Source organism: Buttiauxella sp. S19-1 (assembly GCF_022134725.1).
Classification (GTDB): Bacteria; Pseudomonadota; Gammaproteobacteria; order Enterobacterales; family Enterobacteriaceae; genus Buttiauxella; species Buttiauxella ferragutiae.
Map to the genome: position 1 here is coordinate 1 of NZ_JAHWLU010000005.1, position 25517 is coordinate 25517.

The window sequence follows — 25517 nt, forward strand, 5'->3', positions numbered from 1 at the left end:
ATCGATAGCCGCCTGCGAATCAATCAAACCACCACGACTGGTGTTGATCACCATTACGCCGTTTTTCATCTGTTCAAACGATGAACGGTTTAGTAAATGGTAGTTTTCTGGTGTCATTGGGCAGTGCAGAGAGATAACGTCAGACTGCGCAAACAGGGTTGGCAAATCGACATATTCCACGCCCAACTCAAGAGCTGCCGCACTTGGATACGGATCAAACGCCAGCAGGCGCATACCAAAGCCTTTCAATATTTTCAGCGCGGCAAGGCCAATCTTACCGGTACCAATCACACCCGCCGTTTTGCCGAACATAGTGAAGCCGGTCAGTCCTTCGAGAGAAAAGTTCGCATCACGGGTACGTTGATAAGCGCGGTGGATACGGCGGTTCAGGCACATCATCATACCGACCGCATGTTCAGCGACCGCTTCTGGAGAGTAGGCTGGCACGCGTACCACAGGCAAACCGAGTTCTTTAGCCGCGTCGAGATCGACGTTGTTAAAACCGGCACAACGCAGCGCGATAAATTTCACACCCTGCTTTTTGAGCTCTTCCAGCACCGGGCGGCTGGCATCGTCGTTCACGAAGATACAGACACCGTCACAACCAAGAGCAGTTTTGGCTGTCTTTTCGGTTAGTAAGAAGTCATAAAATTCAAGATCAAAGCCATATTCAGTGTTAACCTGCTCCAGATACTTTTTATCGTACTGTTTTGTGCTATAAACTGCCAGTTTCATGAGACTTATCTCCAGAATGATATTGCTGTAAAATTACCACGCTTAAAATAATCATACAAATTTTAAACTATATTTTTAGGCATGAAATTCTGCTGCTAACTCAAGGTTAGCTACGCTTAAACCAGGCTTGACCTTCACGCCCGGGCTGAATCATGTAAGAATCATCGTATTTACCGAATCGCCGGGTACAAAATTGTCGCTTAATCAGGATCTTAATCGCCCATGAAGGGTAAATATAAAGCCATTATTGCGTTGCTGCTGGTTATCATCTTACTGTTGCTAACGCTCACGATGACTATCGCTAATTGGCTGCCCACGCTTGCCGGAATCTGGCTGCCGCAAGGGACTCGCATCGCCCTGGAGGCCAGCCCAAAATTTAAACGTGGCGCAATTATTGTTCCTGATTTGCGTTACCTTGCCGGGGACTGCGTACTGGCGACAATTAAAGACGCCTCCTTGAGCCATCCGCAGCGCTGGCGCATCCACCTTGATACGCTCAATCTTAATGTCGATTGCCTGAGTAAAATACCACTCGACCAGTCGGGACCGGCAGCACCGCGTTCGCTTGCCGAATGGCAATCATTGCTTCCCGAAAGCCTTATCACTATAGATAAGGTCAACATTACCCCGTTTCAACAGTTCTCTGGCGCCTTACGCCTGACTCTCTCACCGCAGCAGCAATCTATTCATTATGCTGGCGCTTCCTTAAGTGTAGATGCGCAACTGAACGGCCCGCTATTAGAGTTACAAAAGTTAAAGGTTCAGGCGATAGCGGGGATGGAGCCGCTTGAATTGGCTGGCCAAATAACGTTACCACCGCTTACTGACAGCTTGCCGGAAGAAGGTCATCTCGAGACAAAACTGCGCATTCCACAAGAACCTGAGCTGGTTGATGTCGCGCTGGGCTGGAAGGCCGAAGAAGGGGCTTTAACCGTGACAAAACCAGGTGCGGCTGAACCTTTGGTTACACTGCCCTGGACTGTCAGCGATAAAATTTTTGAAGTAAACGGCGGACAGTGGTTCTGGCCATATACCGGTGTTCCATTGCGCGGAGGCATTGCGCTACGGGTGGATAACTGGAAACAAGGGTTCGAAAACGCTGTCGTCAGTGGCCGGATGAATGTCGTTACCCAGGGGCTGGCGGGTAAAGCCAACGCGGTGCTCAATATTGGCCCAGGTAAACTGAGTCTGGAAGACAGTGCATTGCCGGTGCAGTTAACCGGTGAAGCCAAACAGAATGGAATGGTGTTTTATGCGGTGTTGCCGGGGGAAATTAGCGGGGCGATTGCTGACCCTAAACTCCTGTTCCGGCCTGGCGCGCTGTTGCGTTCACGCGGGCGAGTTATCGACTCTATTGATGTCGATGAAATTCGCTGGCCTTTGGCGGGCGTTAGCGTCTCGCAACAAGGTGTTGACGGGCGTTTGCAGGCGATCGTACGTGCGCATGAGAATGAGACGGGTAACTTCGTGCTACATCTTGATGGCAAAGCCGACAACTTTTTACCGGATGCAGGTTTGTGGCGCTGGAAATATTGGGGTAATGGCGAATTCACACCGATGCAGGCGCGCTGGGATGTGCGTGGCTATGGGGAATGGCGCGATAGTGTGATTGAGTTAACGTCGCTATCGACCGGTTTTGACAAACTTGAGTATGGCTCAATGCTTGTTAGCGAGCCGCGCCTGAAACTCGACAAACCGTTGCACTGGCAACGAGATGAAACCACACCCTCATTTGATGGTTCGTTCACGTTAAATGCCGGGAAAACTACCTTCAGCGGTGGAAGCACGTTGCCTCCGTCGGCATTAACCTTCAGCGTCAACGGCGTTGACCCATCATCGTTCCAATATAAAGGAGACCTGCATGCCGGAGATATAGGTCCGGTACGGGTCAATGGTCGTTGGGATGGGGAACGCCTGCGCGGAAATGCCTGGTGGCCGCAACAAGTCCTGACCGTATTCCAGCCGCTGATCCCAGATGACTGGAAAATGGTCTTAAAGGACGGCACGTTGTATTCACAGATCGCTTTTTCCGCGGCACCGGGTCAGGGATTTGAAGCAGGTGGGCATGGCGTAGTTAAAAATGGCAGCGTCTGGATGCCGGATAACCAGATTAATGGTGTTGATTTTGTGCTGCCATTCCGTTTTGGTGACAGTACCTGGCAGTTGGGAACGGACGGGCCGGTCACTCTGCGCATTGCCGAAATCAAAAACCAGTTCACTACCACCAACATTACTGCGGATCTTGAAGGCTGGTATCCGTGGAGTGACGCACAACCGCTGATACTCAGTAACGTAAATGTTGATATTTTGGGTGGAAAAATGCGTGTGCAGCAGTTGCGTTTACCACAACGGGACGCAGCCTTGCTACGCTTAGAAAATATCTCTTCAAGTGAATTGATTACTGCGGTCAATCCCAAACAATTCACCATGTCTGGCCGGGTAAACGGCGCTCTGCCGCTGTGGCTTAATCATCCGCAATGGATAATTAAAGATGGCTGGTTGATGAACCCAGGGCCGCTGACATTACGACTGGATAAAGACATGGCGGATGCCATTGTTGAGAATAATATTGCCGCAGGTGTTGCTGTTAACTGGTTGCGATATATGGAAATTTCTCATTCCTGGACCCATATTAATTTAGATAACCTTGGGGTATTAACTTTGCAGGCGAATGTGCAAGGCATTAGCCAGGTTGAAGGGAAAAGGAACGCAGTAAGGCTGAATTACAGCCATCAGGAAAACCTCTTTACGCTTTGGCGCAGCCTGCGTTTTGGGGATAATTTGCAAACCTGGCTTGAGCAACATACCGCGCTACCGGATGTGCGTTGTCAGACACGCGATAAAGCTTGTGAGGAAACACAATGAAAATCGTCATCGCTTCACTCCTGGCGACAGGGATTGCCACATTAACGGGTTGCACTCCGCGCATAGAAGTGGCGGCGCCCAAAGAACCTATCACCATTAATATGAACGTTAAAATTGAGCATGAAATTCATATTAAAGTGGATAAAGACGTGGAAACGTTGCTTAAAAACCGCAGCGATTTGTTCGGCACGGAGTGAGCGTCATGAAAAATATCGTTAAAGGCGTTTTGTTGGCGAGCATGATGTTTAGCAGCCAGGTGTTGGCGTTAACCTTGTCCGAAGCTCGCCAGCAGGGGCGCGTAGGGGAGACACTCAGCGGCTTTATTGCACCAATCAAACAGGACAAAGAGACGCTGGAGTTAGTGAAAACCATTAACGAAGCGCGTTCAGAAAATTATCAGAAACTGGCGGATAGCAATAATATTTCGGCCAATCAGGTTGCGGAACTGGCCGGGCAAAAGCTGGTGGCGCGGGCACAGCCGGGTGAGTATGTGCGCGGTATTAACGGGCAGTGGATGAAAAAGTAGCGCTCCACTACACTCAATTGGCAGCAATTCTGTATGCGTGAAATAGCCAGGGACGATTCATCCACTCAACTATTCCATACTGCCGGTATCGAATGGGGAACAATTGATGAAAAAGATTATTTTGGCAGTCGCGTTGTCTCTGGTTAGCACGGCGGTGTTTGCTCAATTAACGTCAACCTCTGGCATCAATGCTAGTTCAGGTAGTTCATCCAACACATCCAGCCAGCAAACGTCGACAGTTCAGGGCACCATCGATTTACTGGGGAGTGATACTGTCGCCGGTATTGGCACCAGCGATACGCTGGCAGGGCCAGGTAGCAGTGACTCGCAGACTTCCAATCCGGTATCTTCGCCAATGCCCGCCTTTGGGCATACGGGCAATCTCAGACAACCGGGTTCCATCCGTCACTAATACTCTTCAAACTTTAAGCTACATGTGCATTAGCAATACCCGGCGGAGCCTCGCTCCGTTGGGGTGAGGTAGAAGCGCTTAAATATAAATGCGTTAACAACCGATTAAACTCATTGAAGTACTTTCTTTTTATTCTGTTTACTCCTTTCTCTAATCTTCTTTTAAAGCTGGTATCACGTCAGAACAAACTTAGACCATGAAAAGTGTAACTTTGCCTGTCAAACCGCCTGAAAAACCCCATTAATACCCGTCAAAATTTGTGTACGAAGTGATATAAACTGCTGAAAATCTATTTTTAATCCAATTTAACACCTGAATATTGTTTTTTTTCAGCATGAGAATCCGGTCGACGTTCGTTGCATCGTTTTTCATCACAATGACAAACCAGAAACATTCGGAAATTGGAAAAATAAATTATTGAGCACAGAGCAAAAAGAACCTATATTGGCCGCGATTTTTATAGGGTCCTTAGTTTTTCTAATTCATTTAATCAGCTGCGAAATTAATGATTTAGCAGTTGTAGGAGAGATATGATGACGGATAAAGTCCGTATTGACAGTTTAGGTACGAATTCATTAAACGGAAACAATGAAACCTATTTAGCCAGACAGGCTGAATTTGAATCGAATGTTAGGAGTTATCCACGTAAATTGCCTTTTGCAATTGCGAAGGCCAACGGTGTTTGGATCACTGATGTTGAGAATAATCAATATCTTGATTGCCTTGCAGGGGCAGGTACGCTTGCTCTTGGACATAACCACCCTGACGTGCTGCAAAGCATCCAAAATGTCATTACTAGCGGCTTGCCGTTACATACACTGGATCTGACAACGCCGTTGAAAGATCAGTTCTCTGAATATCTTCTCTCTTTATTGCCTGGACAGGGTAAAGAGTATTGCCTGCAATTCACCGGCCCATCCGGTGCGGACGCGGTTGAAGCAGCGCTGAAACTGGCTAAGAAAGTGACCGGTCGTGCAGGCATCATCAGCTTCTCCGGCGGCTATCACGGCATGACCCACGGCGCACTTTCCGTAACAGGTAATCTGTCTCCGAAAGAAGCCGTCGACGGCATGATGCCTGAAGTTCAGTTTATGCCTTATCCGCATCAGTACCGCTGCCCATTGGGTATTGGCGGTGAAGCTGGCGTTAAAGCATTAACCTATTACTTCGAAAACCTGATCAACGACGTTGAGAGTGGCGTGCGCAAACCTGCGGCAGTCATTCTGGAAGCGGTTCAGGGGGAAGGCGGCGTGAACCCGGCTCCTGCTGAGTGGTTGCAGCGCATTCGCAAAGTCACCAAAGAACACGGCATTCTGCTGATCATCGATGAAGTGCAGGCTGGTTTCTGCCGTACCGGCAAACTGTTTGCCTACGAACATGCTGGCATTGAGCCAGACATCATCGTGATGTCTAAAGCAGTCGGTGGTGGTTTGCCATTGGCAGTGCTGGGCATTAAGAAAGAGTTTGACGCATGGTCACCTGGCCACCACACCGGTACTTTCCGTGGTAACCAACTGGCGATGGCTACCGGCCTGACAACGCTTAAGCATCTGACTGAAAACAAGATTGCTGACAAAGTGGCCGAACAGGGCGAGTGGCTGAAAGGCCATCTGGCAAGCATGCAAAAACGTTACCCGGTCATTGGCCAGGTGCGTGGTCTGGGTCTGATGATCGGTATTGAGATCGTTAAACCAAACGAAGCTAAAGACCATATGGGTTGCTACCCGTCTGACCCAGAATTGTCTGCATTGCTGCAGAAAAACTGCTTCAAAGCTGGGTTGATTCTGGAGCGCGGTGGCCGTAACGGTTGCGTGCTGCGTCTGCTGCCATCCCTGCTTATTACTAACGATGAGCTGGCTATTTTCCTCGATAAGTTTGAGCAGGCGCTGTTAGCGTCCGGCATCAAACCTGTCTGAGTGGAGCGAATGACCACGATGTCTGATTTAAACCCGATTCTGGCAGGCTCAGCGCAAAGCACTGAAGCCTACCAGCAGGCGATTGCACAGAGCAGCGCGGCTGTTGTGCAGTGGCTGCAGCAACCTGAGATGTATCAGGGCAAAAGCGTTACTGAACTGCGTGAGCGCATTCAACTGGATTTTAATCCGCAGGGCCTGGGCAACCAGGCTGCGATTGAACGTGCTATCGAGTTCTTTTTAAAAGACAGCCTGTCGGTGCATCACCCACAGTGTGTTGCGCATCTGCACTGCCCAAGTCTGGTTATCAGCCAGGCGGCTGAAGTGCTGATCAACGCCACCAACCAGAGTATGGATTCTTGGGACCAAAGCCCGTCAGCGACCATCATCGAGATGAAGCTGATTGAGTGGCTGCGTGCTCAAGTCGGTTATCAGGCAGGCGACGCGGGTGTGTTCACCAGCGGCGGCACCCAAAGTAACCTGATGGGCCTGATGCTGGCGCGTGATGCGTTCTTTGCTCGCCAGGGTCACTCTATTCAGCAGGATGGCCTGGTCGGTGATCTGAGAAAGATTAAAGTCATGTGTTCTGAAAATGCCCATTTCTCAGTGCAAAAGAACATGGCTTTGATGGGCCTCGGTTACCAGTCTGTAACGTTAGTTAAAACTGACGAATTTGCGCGTATGGATCTCAACGATCTGCGTGAAAAAGTGGCGCAAGCTCAGGCTAACGGTGAGCAGATTCTGGCGATTGTTGCTACTGCAGGCACCACCGATGCAGGCGCAATCGACCCGCTACGTGAGATTGCCGCACTGGCTGCACAGCACCAGATTTGGGTGCACGTTGATGCAGCGTGGGGCGGGGCATTGCTGATGTCCGAGCAGTATCGTGACTATCTGGACGGTATTGAATTAGTGGACTCCATTACCCTGGACTTCCATAAACAATTCTTCCAGACCATCAGTTGCGGTGCGTTCTTGCTCAAAGAAGCCCGTCACTATGAACTGATGCGCTACCAGGCGGCTTATTTGAACTCTGAGTTTGATGAAGCGGCTGGCGTACCAAATCTGGTGTCTAAATCTTTGCAGACCACACGTCGTTTCGATGCACTGAAACTTTGGATGGGCCTGGAAGCGTTGGGTCAGAAGCAATATGCTGCGATCATTGATCATGGCGTTACGCTTGCTCAGCAAGTTGCGCAGTACGTGACTGAACAACCTTCGCTGGAGTTGGTGATGAAACCACAACTGGCGAGCGTCTTGTTCCGTTTCCGTCCTGAACAAATGGCCAACAGCAGCGATGCAGCTATCGCGCTGCTGAACCAGCAGATTGGTGATGCGTTGTTAGAATCTGGTCGCGCCAACGTGGGTGTGACTGAGCATAACGGTGTTACCTGTCTGAAAATGACGTTGCTGAACCCAACTGTTACGCTGGAGGATATTAAACTCCTGCTGGCGTTAGTCGAAAAGACAGCACATCCGTTGCTGGAAAAATAAGTCATTTTGAATGGGCGGCTTAATACCGCCCATTTAATATTTACCCCACCTAATACCAACCTTTCTGTATATATAACTCTTTTTATATTCATTTAAATTATCATTTCTTTTTTCATTAATACTAACATCTTGATTAAATTCAATTATTTTATTAAATAACACTAATTGCAAAAGAAAATCCAGGCAGTTAGTATTACTTAAAATTAATTGAAGGCATGTTAAGCATTGCTCCACTCTTTGAGCCTACGCTTGTCTACGTTTCATGGATGAAAACGTTATGATTATTCTGACGACAATTACGATATATATTTTACGGTTATGCTATCCACAATATGACTGGAATGGTCTGCGAAGCCGTATTTTCTTTTGGTGGATAATGAACTGTCTTTTCGCATTTGCGTTTCTTTATACGCAATGGTTTGGATTAACATTTCTCATCTCCTCTTTCTTATTAATATTTATGTTCTTGTAAGTATCGTCATATCGTTCAGCGATATTGCTCATATTCAATTGTTTCACGCACCGTAATGAGTGCCTGACGAAGATTAACTTCGCTGACTGAACCCAATGCTAACCGAATGGCATGGGGGACGTTTTGTGAAGTGCTAAAAGGTTCTGCAGTGGAAATTGAAATATTTTTGTCCATCAACCTGCGTACCACGCTTTCTGCGCGTACTTCTTCTGGCAGCGGGAGCCAAATAAAGTAAGATACCGGATGGCTGATATACGGGAGTGGGGCAAGCAATTCACGAGCCAGGCTCTGGCGCTTTTGGGCATCCGCTCGCTTCAGCGATTCCAGCCTGCTGACCGTTCCTTCCTTAATCCAGCCGCAAACAATACTTGTCATCAGCGATGGCGTGTTCCAGGTGGTTGCACGTATTGCGCGCTCCAGGCTGGCACGATAGCGGGAAGGGCAAACAACAACTCCTACACGCAGACCCGTTGCCACATTTTTGGAAAAACCGGTGATATAAATTGTCCGCTCTGGCGCGAAACAGGCCAATGGTCGCGGTGGATGGCTGACCAGATAAGCGTAGGCGGCATCTTCTAGCATCAGAAGATCATACTCTCTGGCAATGGTTGCTAACTGCTGGCGCTGAACATCATTGAGAACCCACCCCAACGGATTATGCAGCGTGGGCATGGTATAAATCGCGCGCACACGTCTGCGTTGACACAATTTCTTTAGCACATTCAGGTCAGGCCCATTTGCAGATACGGGAATCGCTTCCAGCTCAAGGTGAAAGGTTGCCGCCAGTGTTTTAAAGCCTGGATATGTCAGCGCATCGACAGCAACAACATCTCCGGGTTTGAAACACCCCATGACGCTGACCGCCAGGCCATGCTGGGCCCCATTAACAATCAGAACATCAGCGGCGTCAGGAGTCATTCCACTCTCTGCAAGATGTGTTGCTATTGCTTCGCGATCGCTGAGTCGGCCCGCATGTGGCTGGTAACGTAGCATAGCTTCGAGATCACCAGAACTCGTGAGCTTGCGCAGCGCATCGCGCAGCAGTTCAGTCTGTTCGGGCAGAGCGGGATAGTTAAAATTGAGATCTAGCATATCCGTGGCGATGGCTTGCTGATCAATGCCATGTCCCGTTGGCAGAGAGATCTCCCTGACAAAAGTCCCACGCCCTGTCTCGCCGCTCACCAGCCCGATGGATTCCAGTTCTGCATAAACCCGTGTCGCCGTAGCGAGTGATATGTGCTTTTCAGCTGATAACCCCCGATGTGTAGGCAGCCGCGTTCCTGCCGGTAATGTGCCGGAACGAATCGCGGCTGCGTATTCATCAACCAATGTTTTATACCGAGCTTTCATTGAGTGTATTCATGACAATATTTTGATTGTCATGGATTGTGGCGATTATCATTCACTCTGTCTATGAAACAAGAAGCATTGTTTCTCTATTCTTCTGACAAAATGAGGATAATCGTGGGTCATTCAGCAGTAAGTAAAGCGGGGTCAGAATCATTTTCAGGGTGGCTACACGGTCTGATTGGCGTGATTATTTTTAGCGGTTCTCTCCCGGCCACGCGCCTGGCCGTGATGGATATCAATCCTTTTTTCCTGACCTTTATCAGAGCTTCTATCGCTGGCATGCTGGCGCTAATCTTGATTTTGATCTGCCGGGAAAAGCGTCCTCATTCATCGCAGATTTTCTCGTTAATGGTTGTCGCATTTGGCGTGGTTATCGGCTTTCCACTGCTGACAGCCATGGCGCTTCAGTATGTGACATCCGCTCACTCCATCGTATTTCTCGGGCTTTTGCCGCTGTCTACGGCCATCTTTGGGGTTATTCGTGGTCATGAACGGCCATCACTGGCATTTTGGGTGTTTTCCATATTGGGAAGCCTGATGGTGGTAGGCTTTGCCCTTTATCAGAATTTGTCCGTGTCGATAGCGGGTAATTTATTAATGCTGGCGTCAGTGCTGGTCTGCGGTCTGGGTTATGCAGAAGGGGCGACGCTTTCAAGGGCGTCAGGCGGTTGGCAAGTGATTAGCTGGGCCTTAGTTATCTCGCTTCCCTTCATGTTAGTAGCTTCGTTCATGACGATGCCAGACACGTTCAGCGATATTGGTGTTCAGGCCTGGATGGGGCTCGGTTACGTGTCACTTTTTAGCATGTTGATTGGTTTTATCTTTTGGTACAAAGGACTCGCCATCGGCGGTATTGCGGCAGTCGGACAGCTACAATTGCTACAACCCTTCTTTGGCCTGGCGCTTTCGGCGACACTGCTCCATGAAACAGTGAGTTTGCAAATGGTGGCGGTGACTTTCGGAGTAATTTGTTGCGTCATTGGCTCGCGTAAGTTCGCACGATAATCGGCGCAACTGTGTAAAAGGAATAAAGATGTTTAAGGGGCTTTGTGCTTTCCCGCTTACGCCGCTGATAGCTGGCGAAATAGACGAAAGAACTTTCGTTTCATTGATAACGAACCTGGCTGAAGCCAGGGTGGATTCGATTGGCGCACTGGGTTCTACCGGAAGTTATGCCTATTTGACTCGCGCGCAGCGTTTACGGGGCACGCAACTTGCCGTTACTGCGGCAAATGGTATTCCGGTAATGACCAGTATTGGTGCTGTACGTGTAGAAGAAGTACTGAATCTTGCCGATGACGCACAACAAGCGGGCGTGAGTGGTGTTCTTCTGGCTCCGTTATCTTATCAGCCACTTGGTGGCGATGAAGTTTACGAACTGTATAGCCGCGTAGTCCGCGAATTGTCGGTTCCACTGTGTGTGTATGACAACCCGGCGACGACCGGTTTTTCGTTTAGTGATGAACTACTTTCAGCTATTGCGGGCCTGCCAGGGGTAAACTCGGTGAAACTCGGCAGTTTGCCGGCTGAACGTGAAGAAGCCCGCGTGCGAATCGCGGCACTGCGCCGCAAAATTCCTGCCCATGTGACGATTGGGATTAGCGGTGATGCTCAGTCTGCTCGTGGTTTGCTTGCGGGATGTGACGTCTGGTATTCCGTTCTGGCGGGTTTATTTCCACAGTATTCGCGCATACTTACCCGAGCCGCTCAAGCCGGGGATGAGGAAAAAGTGAATCAGCTTGATGGTGCACTTGAAGCGTTATGGGTATTTTATCGACGTTATGGAAGCCTGCGGGTTATTGCTACGGTTGCCGAACTACTGGGTAGAGTTCAAACGCCATGTCTGTCTTTCCCGTTACGAACAATACAGGGTGGAGAACGGGAACTGTTGCAGCAGAAATTGAATCTGTTGAATTTGTATTAATAAAAACGGCAAACATTATGTTTGCCGTTTTTTCACGTAGGGTGGATAAGCGTTAGCGCCATCCACCATTTGCATCAAAAACTATGCAGTTACGATGCTATCAATTGCCGCTTTTGCGTCAGATTGCGCTTTGCTCGCCACTTCCGGACCGTAAGCAATCCCTTCAGCGAACACATAGTTCACATCGGTAATCCCGATGAAGCCGAGGAAGATGTTCAGATATGGTACCAGCAGATCGGTTGGGGTATCTTTATGAATACCGCCACGGCTGGTCAGGATCACAGCACGCTTACCGGTAACCAAGCCTTCTGGGCCTTTTTCGGTGTAACGGAAAGTCACGCCAGCACGCGCCACCAGGTCGAAATAGTTCTTCAACTGTGTTGGAATGTTGAAGTTGTACATTGGCGCGTTGATAACAATCACATCGTGAGCTTTCAGCTCAGCAATCAGTTCGTCAGACAGCGCCAGCGCTTCTTGCTGACGTGGAGACAGTGGGGCGTCGCTTGGACGCAGTGCGCCAACCAGCTCGCCATCCAGTACCGGGATTGGGTTTGCAGCCAAATCACGCACGGTGATCTCATCTGCGCTATGCTCTTCACGCCATTGTTCAACAAAATAGTCGGACAGTTGATTTGACTGAGAGTAACCTGCCAGGATACTGGACTTCAGGACTAATACTTTGCTCATGGGTGATTCCTTTATTGTGTTCATTCGGACAGATTGCCCGTTCGCTGAGGGTTACTTTATTCACAATCCGATTGCAGTGATAGCGCAATATATCGAACTCTATGTTCGATTTTATTGAACAAGGCGTCAAAAGGCGTGATGTGCTAATCTAGCGCCAATTAACGATAAAGACTTACCAGGCAGTGCGCTGCCCAGATGACTACGCAATGGAAAACATAAAACCCTCACTGTCCTCATTATTCTCTCGCCTCGACGGCTTAATGCTACGCGACAGACAACGCTTCTCCCGCCGTATACATGGCGCGAAGAAGGTGAAAAATCCTGAATCGCAGCAGGCGGTGTTAGAGGCTCTGGCCCAGGAAATCGAAGCGGCAGCCGGTAAGGTTCTGCTGCGCGCAGCCTCGCGACCGAAAATCACCTACCCAGAAAACCTGCCTGTCAGCCAAAAGAAACAGGACATTTACGATGCCATTCGTGACCATCAGGTGGTTATCGTGGCGGGTGAAACTGGCTCAGGTAAAACCACGCAGTTGCCAAAAATCTGCATGGAACTGGGGCGCGGGTTAACAGGGCTGATTGGTCACACGCAGCCGCGCCGTCTGGCGGCACGAACCGTTGCCAACCGTATTGCCGAAGAGCTGCAAACCGAGCCCGGTGGTTGTGTAGGCTATAAGGTGCGTTTCACCGATCACGTCAGTGAAAACACCATGGTCAAACTGATGACCGACGGCATCTTGCTGGCGGAAATTCAGCAAGACCGACTGCTGATGCAGTACGACACCATCATCATTGATGAAGCGCACGAACGCAGTCTGAACATTGATTTCCTGTTGGGTTATTTGCGTGAACTACTGCCGCGTCGCCCCGATCTGAAAATCATTATTACCTCGGCGACCATCGATCCTGAACGCTTCTCGCGCCATTTCAATAATGCGCCAATCATCGAAGTGTCTGGCCGCACCTATCCGGTTGAAGTGCGCTATCGCCCGATTGTTGAAGAAGCTGACGATACCGATCGCGACCAGCTACAAGCCATTTTTGACGCGGTGGACGAACTCGGTCATGAAAGTGCCGGCGATATACTGATCTTCATGAGTGGTGAGCGCGAAATTCGTGACACCGCTGATGCATTAAACAAGCTGAACTTACCGCATACCGAAGTGCTGCCGCTGTATGCACGCCTGTCGAACAGCGAACAAAACCGTGTGTTCCAGTCGCATGTCGGGCGGCGCATTGTGCTGGCGACCAACGTGGCTGAAACCTCGCTGACCGTGCCGGGAATCAAATACGTTATCGACCCCGGTACCGCGCGAATCAGCCGCTACAGCTACCGCACCAAAGTGCAGCGTTTGCCGATTGAGCCGGTTTCGCAGGCGTCAGCCAACCAGCGTAAAGGGCGTTGCGGGCGTGTATCCGATGGGATTTGTATTCGCCTCTATTCTGAGGATGACTTCCTGTCACGCCCGGAATTTACCGACCCGGAAATTCTGCGTACCAACCTGGCGTCCGTCATCTTGCAGATGACGGCACTCGGGCTGGGCGATATTGCCGCATTCCCGTTCGTTGAAGCACCGGACAAACGCAATATTCAGGATGGCGTGCGCCTGCTTGAAGAGCTGGGCGCGATTACCAGCGACGAAGAACATAGCGTCTATAAATTAACGCCTTCGGGCCGCCAGCTTGCTCAGCTCCCTGTTGACCCACGCCTGGCGCGTATGGTGCTTGAAGCGCAGAAATTTGGTTGCGTGCGTGAAGTGATGATCATAACCGCTGGTTTGTCGATTCAGGATCCGCGCGAGCGCCCGATGGACAAACAGCAGGCGTCCGATGAAAAACATCGTCGCTTCCATGACAAAGAGTCTGACTTCCTCGCGTATGTCAATTTGTGGAACTACCTTGGCGAGCAGCAAAAAGAGCTATCGTCGAACCAGTTCCGCCGCCAGTGCAAACTTGACTACCTCAACTATTTGCGTGTGCGTGAATGGCAAGACATCTACACCCAATTACGTCAGGTTGTGAAAGAACTCGGTTTGCCGATTAACAGCGAACCGGCTGATTTCCGTTCGGTTCACTGCGCCTTACTGACCGGCTTGCTTTCCCATATCGGCCAGAAAGATGCTGATAAACAGGAATACACCGGCGCGCGCAACGCCCGTTTCTCTATCTTCCCAGGCTCCGGTTTATTTAAGAAACCACCAAAATGGACGATGGTCGCCGAACTGGTGGAAACCAGCCGCCTGTGGGGGCGCATTGCCGCCCGTATCGACCCGGAATGGGTGGAGCCGCTGGCGCAGCATCTGCTCAAACGCTCTTACAGCGAACCACACTGGGAGAAATCCCAGGGCGCGGTAATGGCGACAGAAAAAGTCACGCTGTACGGCTTGCCGATTGTTGCTGCGCGCGGCGTCAATTACAGCCAGATTGACCCAGCGTTATGCCGCGAGTTGTTTATTCGCCATGCGCTGGTGGAGGGCGACTGGCAAACTCGCCATGCCTTCTTCCGCGACAACCTCAAATTGCGCAATGAAATTGAAGAGCTGGAACATAAATCCCGCCGCCGCGACATTCTGGTAGACGACGACACACTGTTCGAGTTTTACGACCAACGGATTGCCCATGATGTGATCTCTGCGCGTCACTTTGATAACTGGTGGAAACAGGCCAGCAAAGAGACGCCGGATTTGCTCAATTTCGAAAAGAGCATGTTGATCAAAGAGGGCGCGGAACAAGTCAGCAAGCTCGACTATCCGAACTTCTGGCATCAGGGCAATCTCAAGCTACGCCTGACTTACCAGTTTGAACCAGGTGCTGACGCCGATGGTGTAACGGTACATATTCCGTTGCCGTTATTAAACCAGGTGGAAGAGGCCGGGTTTGAATGGCAAATTCCTGGTGTGCGCCGTGAACTGGTGATTGCGCTGATAAAGTCACTGCCAAAACCGGTGCGTCGCAACTTTGTGCCTGCGCCTAACTATGCCGAAGCATTTTTAGGCCGTGCCACGCCGCTGGAATTGCCGCTGCTTGAAAGCTTAGAGCGCGAATTCCGCCGCATGTCGGGCATCACCATCGACCGCGAAGACTGGCATTGGGATCAGGTGCCCGATCACCTGAAGATGACTTTCCGTATCGTCGATGAAAACAACAAGAAACTCAAAGAGGGTAAAGACCTCACCGAGTTGAAGGGCGGGTTGAAGGATAAAGTCCAGCAAACGCTCTCTGCGGTTGCCGATGACGGCATCGAACAAAGCGGCCTGCATATCTGGAGCTTCGGTTCATTGCCGGAAAGCTACGAGCAAAAACGCGGTAACTACCGCATGAAGGCATTCCCGGCGCTGGTGGATGAAAAAGACAGTGTGGCGATCAAACTGTTTGATAACCCGCTCGAACAGCAGCAGGCGATGTGGCGGGGCTTGCGCCGTTTGTTACTGCTGAACATTCCATCGCCGATTAAATACCTGCATGAAAAATTGCCCAACAAAGCCAAGCTCGGCCTGTACTTTAACCCGTACGGCAAAGTGATGGATTTGATTGACGACTGCATCTCTTGTGGCGTGGATAAGTTGATTGCGCAGGCTGGCGGGCCAGTGTGGAGCGAAGAGGGTTTTGCCACGCTGCATGAGAAAGTGCGTGCAGAACTCAACGAAACCGTGGTGGAAATTGCCAAACAGGTCGAACAAATTCTCACGGCTGTTTTCAACATCAATAAACGGCTGAAAGGGCGCGTGGACATGACCATGGCGCTCGGTTTGTCAGATGTGAAAGCGCAAATGAACGGCCTGGTGTATCGCGGTTTTGTCACCGGAAACGGCTACAAACGTTTAGGCGATACGCTGCGTTATCTGAATGCCATCGAGAAACGCCTCGAGAAAATGGCGGTTGACCCACATCGCGACCGGGTGCAAATGCTGAAAGTTGAGCATGTGCAGCAAACCTGGCAGCAGTGGCTAAACAAACTGCCACCGACTCGTCGGGTTGACGATGACGTGCTGGAAATCCGTTGGATGATTGAAGAGCTGCGCGTCAGCTTCTTTGCGCAGCAATTAGGTACGCCGTACCCGATTTCCGATAAGCGTATTTTGCAGGCGATGGAAGCGATTACTGTTTAAAACAACCCTCATCCTAACCTTCTCCCTGAGGGAGAAGGGACTGTCTGGTGTTCTCGCTGTCCTGAGGGCTGTCTCTTAGTCACATCTGCGTGAGTCGGGAGACAGTTCCGTTCACCGTTTTCGGGGATTAAAGAGATAACTGAACGCACGGGTGAACGGAAAATCAGCGAGGCTTACAGATCTCACCCTGACAAAATTGCCAGAGTGAGTTGTGTATAAGAGACAGCTCCTGAAGGAGAGGGCCGGGGTGAGGGCATCCCTATAGCCAATAATGCAATAATCCCCTTCCGGAACCATACTCCATGAGTGGTCAAATTCTGACCGCTCCACTGGGGTACTTTCATGAAACGATTAGCCGATAAAGTTGCCATTGTTACCGGAGCCAGTTCTGGCATCGGATATGTCACCGCCAAACTGTTCGCCGCTGAAGGCGCAAAAGTGGTCGTCGGTGCCAGGCGTGAAGCCGAACTTGCTCAACTGGTTGATGAAATCAAAGCTGCGGGAGGCGAGGCCGTCGCCGTAACGGGCGATGTGCGCGAAGAAGCCTACGCTAAAGCGCTGGTGGAAAAAGCGGTGCAAACCTGGGGCCGCCTGGATATCGCCTTCAACAATGCGGGGACGTTAGGTGAAAATGGCCCGAGTACTGAAGTCTCAGCGGAAGGGTTTGCCAATGCGGTTGCCATCAATCTGACCGGATCTTTCCTCGGAGCTAAACATCAAATTGCCGAAATGCTTAAACACGGCGGTGGCTCGGTGATCTTTACGTCTACGTTCGTCGGCTATTCCTTCGCATTCCCACAAGTCGCCTCGTACGCCGCCAGCAAAGCCGGTTTGATTGGTTTGACTCAGGCATTAGCCTCAGAATTTGGCCCGCAGAATATTCGCGTCAATTCTGTTTTACCGGGCGCGGTGGATACCGATATGTATCGCGATATGAATGATACGGCGGAATCGCAGGCATTTATTACCGGGTTACATGCACTCAAACGGGTAGGGAAACCGGAAGAAATAGCGCGAGCGGTATTATGGCTGGCGTCTGATGAATCGTCGTTTGTCACGGGCACCGCGTCTTTAGTAGACGGAGGGGCATCAATTAACGGAGTTTAAGTTTAGTGATACCCCCGAACCACAACATTGTGTCTGTCGTTCGGGGGTGTTTTTTTGCTGCCTTTAAAAACAACCGGGCAAAATAATCCTTATCCTGCACAAGCATTGGTAGCCTGTTTTAAATTCCCTCATGCTAGCTTAAAACCCTCTTTTTCGGTTGGTATTTATAGGTATTTAAGCGATGGCGAATTATTTTTTCTCCTGCCCAAAAATTTATTTTGGTGAAGAGGCGATAAGCTCATTAAGTGCGTTAAATAATAAACGCGTCGCCATCGTTACCGATGAGTTTATGGTGTCATCCGGTAAGACTCGTTATCTGATTGATGTGATGCCACATGCGGCAATATCCATATTCAGTGAAGTAAAACCTGATCCGAATATCGACATTTTAAAAGCAGGTGCGGAAAAATTTAAAGCATTCAAACCGGATGCCATTATTGCATTGGGCGGTGGTTCGGCACTGGATGCGGCGAAAGGCATTAAAGTCACACTTGAAGAACACTATCGCTCACAGGCAATCGAACTGATTGCGATTCCTACCACCAGTGGTTCGGGTTCTGAAGTCACCTCTTACGCGATTATTTCTGACCCGAAAAATGGCCGTAAATATCCCTTAGTGGCGCAAGAATTGGTTCCCGACATGGCCATTCTTGACCCTAATCTGGTGCTAAGCGTACCGCGACATATTACCGTTGACACAGGAATGGATGTGCTGACGCATGCGATTGAAGCACTCGTCTCAACGGGTGCTAACGATTTCAGTGACGCACTGGCGGAAAAGGCGATTGCGCTGGTCTGGCAATATTTACCGCAAGTTTGTAACGATGAGAGCAACCTACAGCTCCGATCGCATATCCATAACGCTTCTTGCATGGCAGGCATGGCATTTAATTCTTCCGGTCTGGGCCTGGTTCACGGTATGGCGCACGCCATTGGCGGCATGCTGCATATTCCCCACGGCAAAATTAACGCCATGTTGTTACCCCTGATCATTGAATTTAATGCCGCTGCTGCGGCACCGCTTACGCTCGAACGCTATATCAAATGTGCTCGAATTATGGGCATCGAGCATGAAAACTCACAGATTGCTATTTCCCATCTGATCAAAAAAATCCGCCTTATTAATCGCCAGTTCGGTATTCCGGCCACATTAAAAGAATTGGGGACCGATAAGCCGTTATTTGAATCGTTATGCCAGCCATTAATTGATGCGGCGCTTGCCGATGGTTGCACCATAACCAATCCACGCCAGCCCAATGTTCAGGATATTGACCGCTTACTTTCACTTATTTATCAGGCCGCTTAGCTATGAATGATATCCAGCAACAAGCCGAATGGATCACCCGGCAAATTATGCAGGAATTAGCTGCCGGTAAAAACCACCCACCGTTGATGATTCCGGTGGGGGTTTCTAACCGCCATATTCACCTGTGCCGCGAAGATATGGACGTGCTGTTCGGTTACGGTTCCACCTTGACGCGCATGAAAGCGGTTAAGCAACCGGGGCAATTTGCCGCTGAAGAGACAGTGACATTGCGCACTCAAAAAGGCGATATCCCCAACGTCAGAGTTTTGGGGCCGTTACGCAACTCAACGCAAATAGAGATCTCGGTAGCAGACAGTTTCGTGCTGGGCGTGAAAGCGCCGGTGCGCATGTCCGGCGATCTCCATGATTCGCCAGCCATCGAAATCATCGGCCCGAAAGGGCACGTCGCGAAACCGCACGGCACGATTGTCGCCTGGCGTCATATTCATATTTCCCCGCAGGAAGCGCAACGGCATGGCCTGCGCGATGGCATGGAAATCGATATTCAGGCCGACGGTTTGCGGGCCGGTGTTTTGGGGCATGTGGTAGTGCGCGTCAGTGCTGATGCGGTGTTGGAACTGCACATCGATGTCGAAGAAGCCAATGGCTTCGGGCTGCGTAACGGTGACCTGGTTTATCGAATCAACCCAACCGTTTGATGTGAGGGGCGCTATGGAACACCGGGCTTTATCCCAACGGTTGGACACTCTGATTGCTGCGTTGCTGGAACAAAAACGCCGCGAGTTAAACGCCGGACGCAAAAAAGTTCGCGTGGTGGTAACGGGCGACAATTTCAGTAGCTTGCCTGCGGCATTGCTCAGCCTTGCGGCGCTGGATCGCGCGGGATATCAATTGCTGGTGACATTCTCCCATAGCGCCAGCGTATCCGGACTGAAAGCCGCTTTCATCAGCGAGGTCGACTCGACTTGTGTTGGGGCATTGTATGGCGAACAAGAACCCGCCGCTGGTGACGATGATTACAGCAGCCTGTTTTTACCAGCACTTTCTACCAATAGCCTGAGCAAAATTGCGCTGGGAATCAGAGACAACATCGCCAGTTCATGGGTGTTTCATGCACTCAATCGGCGCATAAAAGTGATCGCCACCTTAAATCATGAATGCCTGAATCACGAGGCCACGGGGCTTCCGCTTTCGCTGCTTTCACGCCTGGCAGAGTACGTCACCACGCTTGAGCAATATGGCATTGTCATTGCGGGCAAAAAAATACCGACGGCAGGCCAAACGCTACTCACGTTGAGCGACATCCGCACATTTTCAGGGGATGCGGGTTTGCGTGTTGCACGCCACACCCTGATTACCCCTGCCGCGCGGGATGAAATTCGCCGTCAGAACATCACGATTATTCAGGAGCCTTAGGAGGAAATATGTACCTGGCAAAAGTCACGTGTGCGTTGGTTTCTACCACCAAACATGCCTCATTAAACGGCTGCAAATTGCTGGTTGTTGCACGGCTCGATGAACACTACCAACCGACCGGCAGCGCCCAGGTGGCGGTGGATTGCGTGGGGGCGGGGAACGGTGAAATCGTCATTATTACTACCGGCAGCTCTGCGCGTATGAGCAACAGCAAAGACCATTCAGTGATTGATGCGGCGGTGGTTGGCATCGTCGATGCGCTGGAATCTAACGTTTAACGAGGTGCGGATATGTCACAGCCATCAGCCATAGCGTCATCAACCATGGATGGTTGGATAGCCTCAGCGATTACGCGCCAGTTACCTGAACGGCGGCTCTCGCTCAGCCTGGAAGATGCCGCAGCACTTGGGCGTTATGCCTGTCTTGAAGCGCAGGTTTTCGACCTGCCAATCGTCTTCAGCCTGGTAGATGCCAGCGGTCAGCAACGCTACTTTTTCAGCCAGGATAACGCGCTGTTGGTAAGCCAGCGCCTCGCTTTCCAGAAAGCCTGGACGGCCATCGCACTCAAAATGGCGACTCACGAATTAGCGCCTCTGGTGCAGCCCGGTGCCAGCCTGTATGGCCTCCAGCACGAAAAAGACATCTGCTGTTTTGGTGGCGGGGTGCCGTGCTGGGCAAATGGCGCGTTAGTGGGTGCTATCGGCATTAGCGGCGGCAGTGTTGAACAAGATATGGCTATTGCCAGCAACACGTTGCGCCGTTTTAGCCGCGAACATTTCGTATTAACGAGCAGCAAATAAAACATGTTGTCGGATGACGCTTCGCTTATCCGACCTACGGTAGGGGGATAAGCGAAGCGTCATCCACCATTTTCTTTGGGATTACCACTATGTCCAACGTTTCACTGGTTTTAGTTATTAATTGCGGGTCGTCCTCGCTGAAATTTTCGCTGATCCCTTTTAACGATGGTGCTCCCGTGCTTTCCGGGCTTGCTGAAAAGCTCGGGCTTGAAGAAGCCTGCATCACGTTTAAAGACCAGAAGGGCAATAAATCAAGCCACGCACTGCCGGAGGCCAGCCATCCCGGTGCGTTGCAAGCCTTGTTTGCTGAACTGAATCAGCGCCAATTGCTGCCTGCGGTGAAGGCAATCGGGCATCGGGTCGCCCACGGCGGCAACGAATTTAAGCAGTCCGTCGCGATCAATAGCGAAGTCATTGAAAAGATCCGCACACTGTCCGCGTTAGCGCCGTTACATAATCCGGCCAATCTGATTGGCATTGAAGCGACGATGGCCTTGCTGCCAGCGGTGACACAAGTTGCGGTATTCGATACCGCTTTTCACCAGACGTTAGCGCCGGAAGCCTACACCTACGCCATTCCGCTGGAATATCAGGAGCGTTATCAAGTGCGGCGCTACGGTTTCCATGGCACATCACATCGTTACATTGCCGCCGAAGCTATCAATGCATTTGGTCTTGATCCTGCCAATCACGGCATTCTGATTGCTCATTTGGGTAACGGTTCGTCAGTTTGCGCAGTGAAAAATGGCAAAAGCGTGGACACCTCAATGGGGATGACGCCGCTGGAAGGGTTGGTGATGGGCACGCGTTGTGGCGATCTGGATTTTGGCGCCGCGGTGTATATCGCCTCCTGTACCGGGCAATCCATTGAATCGCTATACAAAATGGTGAATAACGAGTCCGGGCTGTATGGGGTGTCCGGGCTTTCCAGTGACTGCCGTACTTTGCAGGAGGCACGCCGCCAGGGCAATAAGCGTGCGGCATTAGCGATTGATGTGATGGTGCACCGCCTGGCTCGTCATTTAGGCGCGCATCTCACTTCGCTTCACCGTTTTGATGCATTAATTTTCACTGGCGGCATTGGGGAAAACTCGGCGTTAGTCAGGGAATTGACGGTTAAACGACTCGGCGTGCTCGGTTTACAGCTCGATGAAAAGAAAAACCAACAAATGTGTGGTGGCTTGAGTGGGGTTATTTCAACAGCCAATAGCGCGTGGGTGGCGGTATTACCCACGAATGAAGAAAAAATGATCGCGATGGATGCCGTCGCTATTTCTTCATTGTGATAACCAAAACAGGATTTTATTGTCTGGAAGCGTTCCTGAAAACAAAATAATCAAGCTAACGGGCAAAACATTTTGTCCTGACATCTCTAGTATTGTAATACGAAAATATATTACGCGCAGAAGAAAAACCTTATTGGTTATTCCTCTGCGTATATTCAATTACCAATGAAATACATAAGGTCATTATGCAACAAGAAGCGCTGGGTATGGTTGAAACAAAAGGTTTGGTTTCTGCAATTGAAGCGGCAGACACCATGGTTAAATCGGCGAACGTCACTTTAGTCGGTTACGAAAAAATTGGTTCTGGCTTGGTGACCGTGATTGTGCGTGGTGACGTGGGTGCAGTGAAAGCCGCGACTGACGCGGGTTCTGCTGCAGCCATTAAAGTGGGTGAGCTGGTTTCTGTCCACGTTATTCCTCGTCCCCATATGGAAGTAGAAAAAATTCTGCCTAAAGCCGTCGGTTAATAATGCCAGAGGATACTGACCATGAGAGATAATCTTGTTGAGCAGATTATATCTGAAGTAATGAATAAACAGACTGATGTCAGTGCAACGGGTAAAAATACCGCCAGTATTGCCGCATGTGGTTTAACAGAATTTGTTGGCACTGCAATGGGGCACACAATTGGTTTGGTGATTGCCAATGTCGATAATCAATTACATGAAGTGATGAAAATCGACAAGAAATATCGCTCCATCGGTATTCTTGGCGCGCGTACTGGGGCTGGGCCACATATATTTGCGGCTGATGAAGCCATTAAAGCGACCAACAGCGAAATATTATCCATTGAGCTGGCTCGCGATACAGAAGGCGGTGGTGGACACGGTTGCCTGATTATTTTCGGTGCAACCGATGTTTCTGACGTGCGTCGTGCCATTGAAGTGGCGCTGGCAGAAATCGACCGCACCATGGGCGATGTTTACGGTTCTCCTGCAGGTCATCTGGAATTTCAATACACCGCACGCGCCAGCCACGCGTTGAATAAAGCGTTTGGTGCACCGGTGGGCAAATCCTTCGGCATGACCTGTGCTTGCCCGGCGGCAATCGGCGTATTGATAGCTGACGCCGCAGCAAAATCAGCCATTATCGAGCCGATTGGTTACGCCAGCCCGGCAAACGGCACCAGCTTTAGCAACGAAGTGATCTTCACCTTTGCCGGTGATTCCGGAGCGGTTCGTCAGGCAGTGATTGCGGCACGAGAAGTCGGGTTGCAACTGCTCGCCACCCTGGACCCCGCACCGATTCAGTCTGCTACCAAACCTTATATCTAAGCCGCGGGCGCAAAATGCTTGTGAAGCGATGTGCAGCAAGGAAATTAACAGCATGAATGATAATGACATTGCTCAGGCGGTTTCGAACGTGCTGAGTAAGTACACCAAAACCACGCCGGATGTCGCTCCACAGGCCAAACCTGCTGCTACGACCGGGCAGGAAAGCGATCCACTGGATGCGATTATCGCTAAAGCGTTGGCACAGCAACCTGCAATTTCTGTGGTTCGCGAGCCAATGACCGCGGGCAGCGGCACTTTCGCCTCCATGGATGAAGCCATTGCGGCGGCAGTGGTTGCCCAGGTTCAGTATCGCCACTGCTCGATGCACGACCGCGCCAACTTTATTCAGGGTATCCGCGAGGTTTTCCTGCAAGATGATATCTTGCGTGCCATCTCGCGTATGGCGGTGGAAGAGACGGGCATGGGGAACATAGAGGATAAGTTCACCAAAAACCGTCTTGCAGCGCTTAAAACACCGGGGCTGGAAGACCTCACCACCGGCGCGTTAAGCGGTGATAACGGCCTGACGCTGACCGAATATTCCGCGTATGGCGTGATTGGTTCGATAACGCCGACCACCAACCCCACCGAAACCATCATCAACAACAGTATCGGCATGCTGGCCGCAGGGAATACCGTGGTATTCAGTCCGCATCCCCGTTCACGTAACGTTTCATTGTATGTGGTTGAATTAATTAACCACAAGCTGGCAAGCCTTGGGGCGCCCGCCAATATGGTCGTCACGGTAACGCAACCTTCTATTGATAACACCAACGCGTTAATCAACGACTCGCGTATCAATATGCTGGTGGCGACAGGCGGCCCGGCGATAGTGAAAACTGTGATGTCATCGGGGAAAAAAGCCATTGGTGCTGGTGCAGGTAACCCGCCGGTGGTGGTTGATGAAACGGCAGATCTTGAACAAGCGGCCCGTGACATCGTTAAAGGTTGCAGCTTCGATAACAACCTACCGTGCATTGCGGAAAAAGAAGTGATTGTGGTCAACCAGGTCGCGGATTATCTGATTCATTGCATGAAAAAAAGCGGAGCGTATTTGCTGTGTGACCCGAAACTGATTCAGCAACTGCAAACCCTGGTGTTAAACGAAAAAGGCACGGGCCCGAATACTGCTTTTGTCGGCAAAGATGCACGCTACATTCTGCAACAACTGGGCGTAAACGCACCGATTGAGACAAAAGTCATCTTAATTGAAACTGAGAAACATCATCCATTTGTGGTGCATGAACTGATGATGCCGGTGCTGCCGGTGGTGCGGGTCGACAACGTCGATGAAGCGATTGAATTAGCAGTACAAGTCGAACATGGCAACCGCCACACCGCCATCATGCACTCTACCAATGTCGACAAACTCACCAAAATGGCACGTCAGATCCAGACCACTATTTTTGTCAAAAATGGGCCGTCGTATGCGGGACTGGGTGTTGGCGGAGAAGGGTACACCACCTTTACCATTGCCGGGCCGACCGGTGAAGGTTTGACGTCGGCGCGGGCTTTCGCCAGAAATCGCCGTTGTGTGATGGTTGAAGCGCTGAACGTGCGCTGAGGTGCCAGAAGATGAAAAAACGCATCATTAATGCACCCACACCTGAAACCCTGGCGATGCTGAAACGGCGGATGCCCAGTGAGTTCCGCTCACGTCTGGACTCGATTCGCATTGATGCGATTGGCCTGGCGATGTTGCCAATACCCGATCTCTATTTCTTTGCCGATGTCGCCAGTAAAAGTGCGCATGTTGTGGTTTCGGAAATTCATGGCAGTTGCCCACAACACGTTACCACCCTTGCCATATTTGGCGAAGTGTCAGCCGTTAATGAAGCCATGCGATTAATAACAGACGACGTTAATACATTCTGAGCATTTGC

Annotated in this window: 23 protein-coding genes; 20 read left to right on the forward strand and 3 right to left on the reverse strand. The window is 50.6% G+C overall.

Annotated elements, in window-relative coordinates; all coding sequences use genetic code 11:
* The coding region (locus MES37_RS02235; RefSeq protein ID WP_237930013.1) for a 2-hydroxyacid dehydrogenase at nt 1-735 on the reverse strand (735 nt) is incomplete at its 3' end.
* Between the two features lie 222 nt (nt 736-957).
* Here MES37_RS02235 and MES37_RS02240 point away from each other — a divergent pair.
* From MES37_RS02240 to MES37_RS02265, 6 genes are all read left to right on the forward strand, one after another.
* Entirely contained in the window at nt 958-3600 is a 2643-nt protein-coding gene (locus MES37_RS02240; protein ID WP_237930014.1) for a YdbH family protein, read from the forward strand.
* Nucleotides 3597-3797, forward strand: coding sequence for a YnbE family lipoprotein (locus MES37_RS02245; protein WP_064546921.1), 201 nt, complete (start codon nt 3597-3599; stop codon nt 3795-3797). Before MES37_RS02240 ends, MES37_RS02245 begins: the two co-directional genes overlap by 4 nt.
* A gap of 5 nt (nt 3798-3802) precedes the next feature.
* Nucleotides 3803-4126: a YdbL family protein gene (locus tag MES37_RS02250; protein WP_064546919.1), complete on the forward strand. Its 324-nt coding sequence runs from the start codon at nt 3803-3805 to the stop codon at nt 4124-4126.
* 106 nt (nt 4127-4232) lie between these two features.
* Complete coding sequence (locus MES37_RS02255; RefSeq protein ID WP_121813407.1) at nt 4233-4538, forward strand: hypothetical protein; 306 nt, start codon at nt 4233-4235, stop codon at nt 4536-4538.
* Between the two features lie 530 nt (nt 4539-5068).
* Nucleotides 5069-6454 (forward strand): diaminobutyrate--2-oxoglutarate transaminase, encoded by a 1386-nt coding sequence (locus MES37_RS02260; RefSeq protein ID WP_133521417.1) that lies wholly within the window; start codon nt 5069-5071, stop codon nt 6452-6454.
* An 18-nt stretch (nt 6455-6472) separates the two neighbouring features.
* Nucleotides 6473-7945 (forward strand): pyridoxal phosphate-dependent decarboxylase family protein, encoded by a 1473-nt coding sequence (locus MES37_RS02265; RefSeq protein ID WP_232885919.1) that lies wholly within the window; start codon nt 6473-6475, stop codon nt 7943-7945.
* Between the two features lie 487 nt (nt 7946-8432).
* On the opposite strand, the gene MES37_RS02270 is transcribed toward MES37_RS02265, so the two are convergent.
* Nucleotides 8433-9767 carry an aminotransferase-like domain-containing protein gene (locus tag MES37_RS02270; protein WP_237930015.1) on the reverse strand — a complete coding sequence of 445 codons (1335 nt, stop codon included), beginning with the start codon at nt 9765-9767 and terminating at the stop codon, nt 8433-8435.
* A gap of 114 nt (nt 9768-9881) precedes the next feature.
* Between MES37_RS02270 and MES37_RS02275 the strand changes: the two genes are divergently transcribed.
* Entirely contained in the window at nt 9882-10772 is an 891-nt protein-coding gene (locus MES37_RS02275) for a DMT family transporter (RefSeq protein ID WP_237930016.1), read from the forward strand.
* A gap of 28 nt (nt 10773-10800) precedes the next feature.
* Complete coding sequence (locus MES37_RS02280; protein WP_237930017.1) at nt 10801-11691, forward strand: dihydrodipicolinate synthase family protein; 891 nt, start codon at nt 10801-10803, stop codon at nt 11689-11691.
* Nucleotides 11692-11772: 81 nt separating this feature from the next.
* Here MES37_RS02280 and azoR read toward each other — a convergent pair whose 3' ends face one another.
* Nucleotides 11773-12378, reverse strand: coding sequence for an FMN-dependent NADH-azoreductase (gene azoR / locus MES37_RS02285; RefSeq protein WP_064546909.1), 606 nt, complete (start codon nt 12376-12378; stop codon nt 11773-11775).
* Nucleotides 12379-12584: 206 nt separating this feature from the next.
* On the opposite strand from azoR, the gene hrpA reads away from it, so the two are divergent.
* From hrpA to MES37_RS02345, 12 genes are all read left to right on the forward strand, one after another.
* Nucleotides 12585-16484: an ATP-dependent RNA helicase HrpA gene (gene hrpA, locus MES37_RS02290; protein WP_237930018.1), complete on the forward strand. Its 3900-nt coding sequence runs from the start codon at nt 12585-12587 to the stop codon at nt 16482-16484.
* 342 nt (nt 16485-16826) lie between these two features.
* Nucleotides 16827-17591, forward strand: a complete 765-nt coding sequence (locus MES37_RS02295; protein WP_121813413.1) for an SDR family oxidoreductase — start codon at nt 16827-16829, stop codon at nt 17589-17591.
* A 181-nt stretch (nt 17592-17772) separates the two neighbouring features.
* Nucleotides 17773-18897, forward strand: a complete 1125-nt coding sequence (locus MES37_RS02300) for a 1-propanol dehydrogenase PduQ (RefSeq protein WP_237930019.1) — start codon at nt 17773-17775, stop codon at nt 18895-18897.
* Nucleotides 18898-18899: 2 nt separating this feature from the next.
* The gene (gene pduL, locus MES37_RS02305) at nt 18900-19556 is read left to right on the forward strand and encodes a phosphate propanoyltransferase (RefSeq protein WP_237930020.1); all 657 of its coding nucleotides are present in this window, start codon (nt 18900-18902) and stop codon (nt 19554-19556) included.
* 13 nt (nt 19557-19569) lie between these two features.
* On the forward strand, nt 19570-20274 hold the full coding sequence (locus MES37_RS02310) for a hypothetical protein (RefSeq protein WP_237930021.1): 705 nt from the start codon (nt 19570-19572) through the stop codon (nt 20272-20274).
* A gap of 8 nt (nt 20275-20282) precedes the next feature.
* Complete coding sequence (locus MES37_RS02315) at nt 20283-20552, forward strand: EutN/CcmL family microcompartment protein (protein ID WP_237930022.1); 270 nt, start codon at nt 20283-20285, stop codon at nt 20550-20552.
* A gap of 12 nt (nt 20553-20564) precedes the next feature.
* A complete protein-coding gene (locus MES37_RS02320; RefSeq protein ID WP_237930023.1) occupies nt 20565-21074 on the forward strand; it encodes a GlcG/HbpS family heme-binding protein in 510 nt (169 codons plus the stop codon).
* A gap of 89 nt (nt 21075-21163) precedes the next feature.
* Entirely contained in the window at nt 21164-22360 is a 1197-nt protein-coding gene (gene tdcD, locus MES37_RS02325; RefSeq protein ID WP_237930024.1) for a propionate kinase, read from the forward strand.
* A 185-nt stretch (nt 22361-22545) separates the two neighbouring features.
* The gene (gene grpH / locus MES37_RS02330) at nt 22546-22827 is read left to right on the forward strand and encodes a propanediol utilization system shell hexameric protein GrpH (RefSeq protein WP_064546893.1); all 282 of its coding nucleotides are present in this window, start codon (nt 22546-22548) and stop codon (nt 22825-22827) included.
* 21 nt (nt 22828-22848) lie between these two features.
* Complete coding sequence (gene pduB / locus MES37_RS02335; protein WP_121813420.1) at nt 22849-23634, forward strand: propanediol utilization microcompartment protein PduB; 786 nt, start codon at nt 22849-22851, stop codon at nt 23632-23634.
* A gap of 52 nt (nt 23635-23686) precedes the next feature.
* Nucleotides 23687-25198, forward strand: coding sequence for an aldehyde dehydrogenase family protein (locus MES37_RS02340; RefSeq protein WP_237930025.1), 1512 nt, complete (start codon nt 23687-23689; stop codon nt 25196-25198).
* A gap of 11 nt (nt 25199-25209) precedes the next feature.
* A complete protein-coding gene (locus MES37_RS02345; RefSeq protein ID WP_064546887.1) occupies nt 25210-25509 on the forward strand; it encodes a BMC domain-containing protein in 300 nt (99 codons plus the stop codon).
* Nucleotides 25510-25517: the final 8 nt, after the last annotated feature.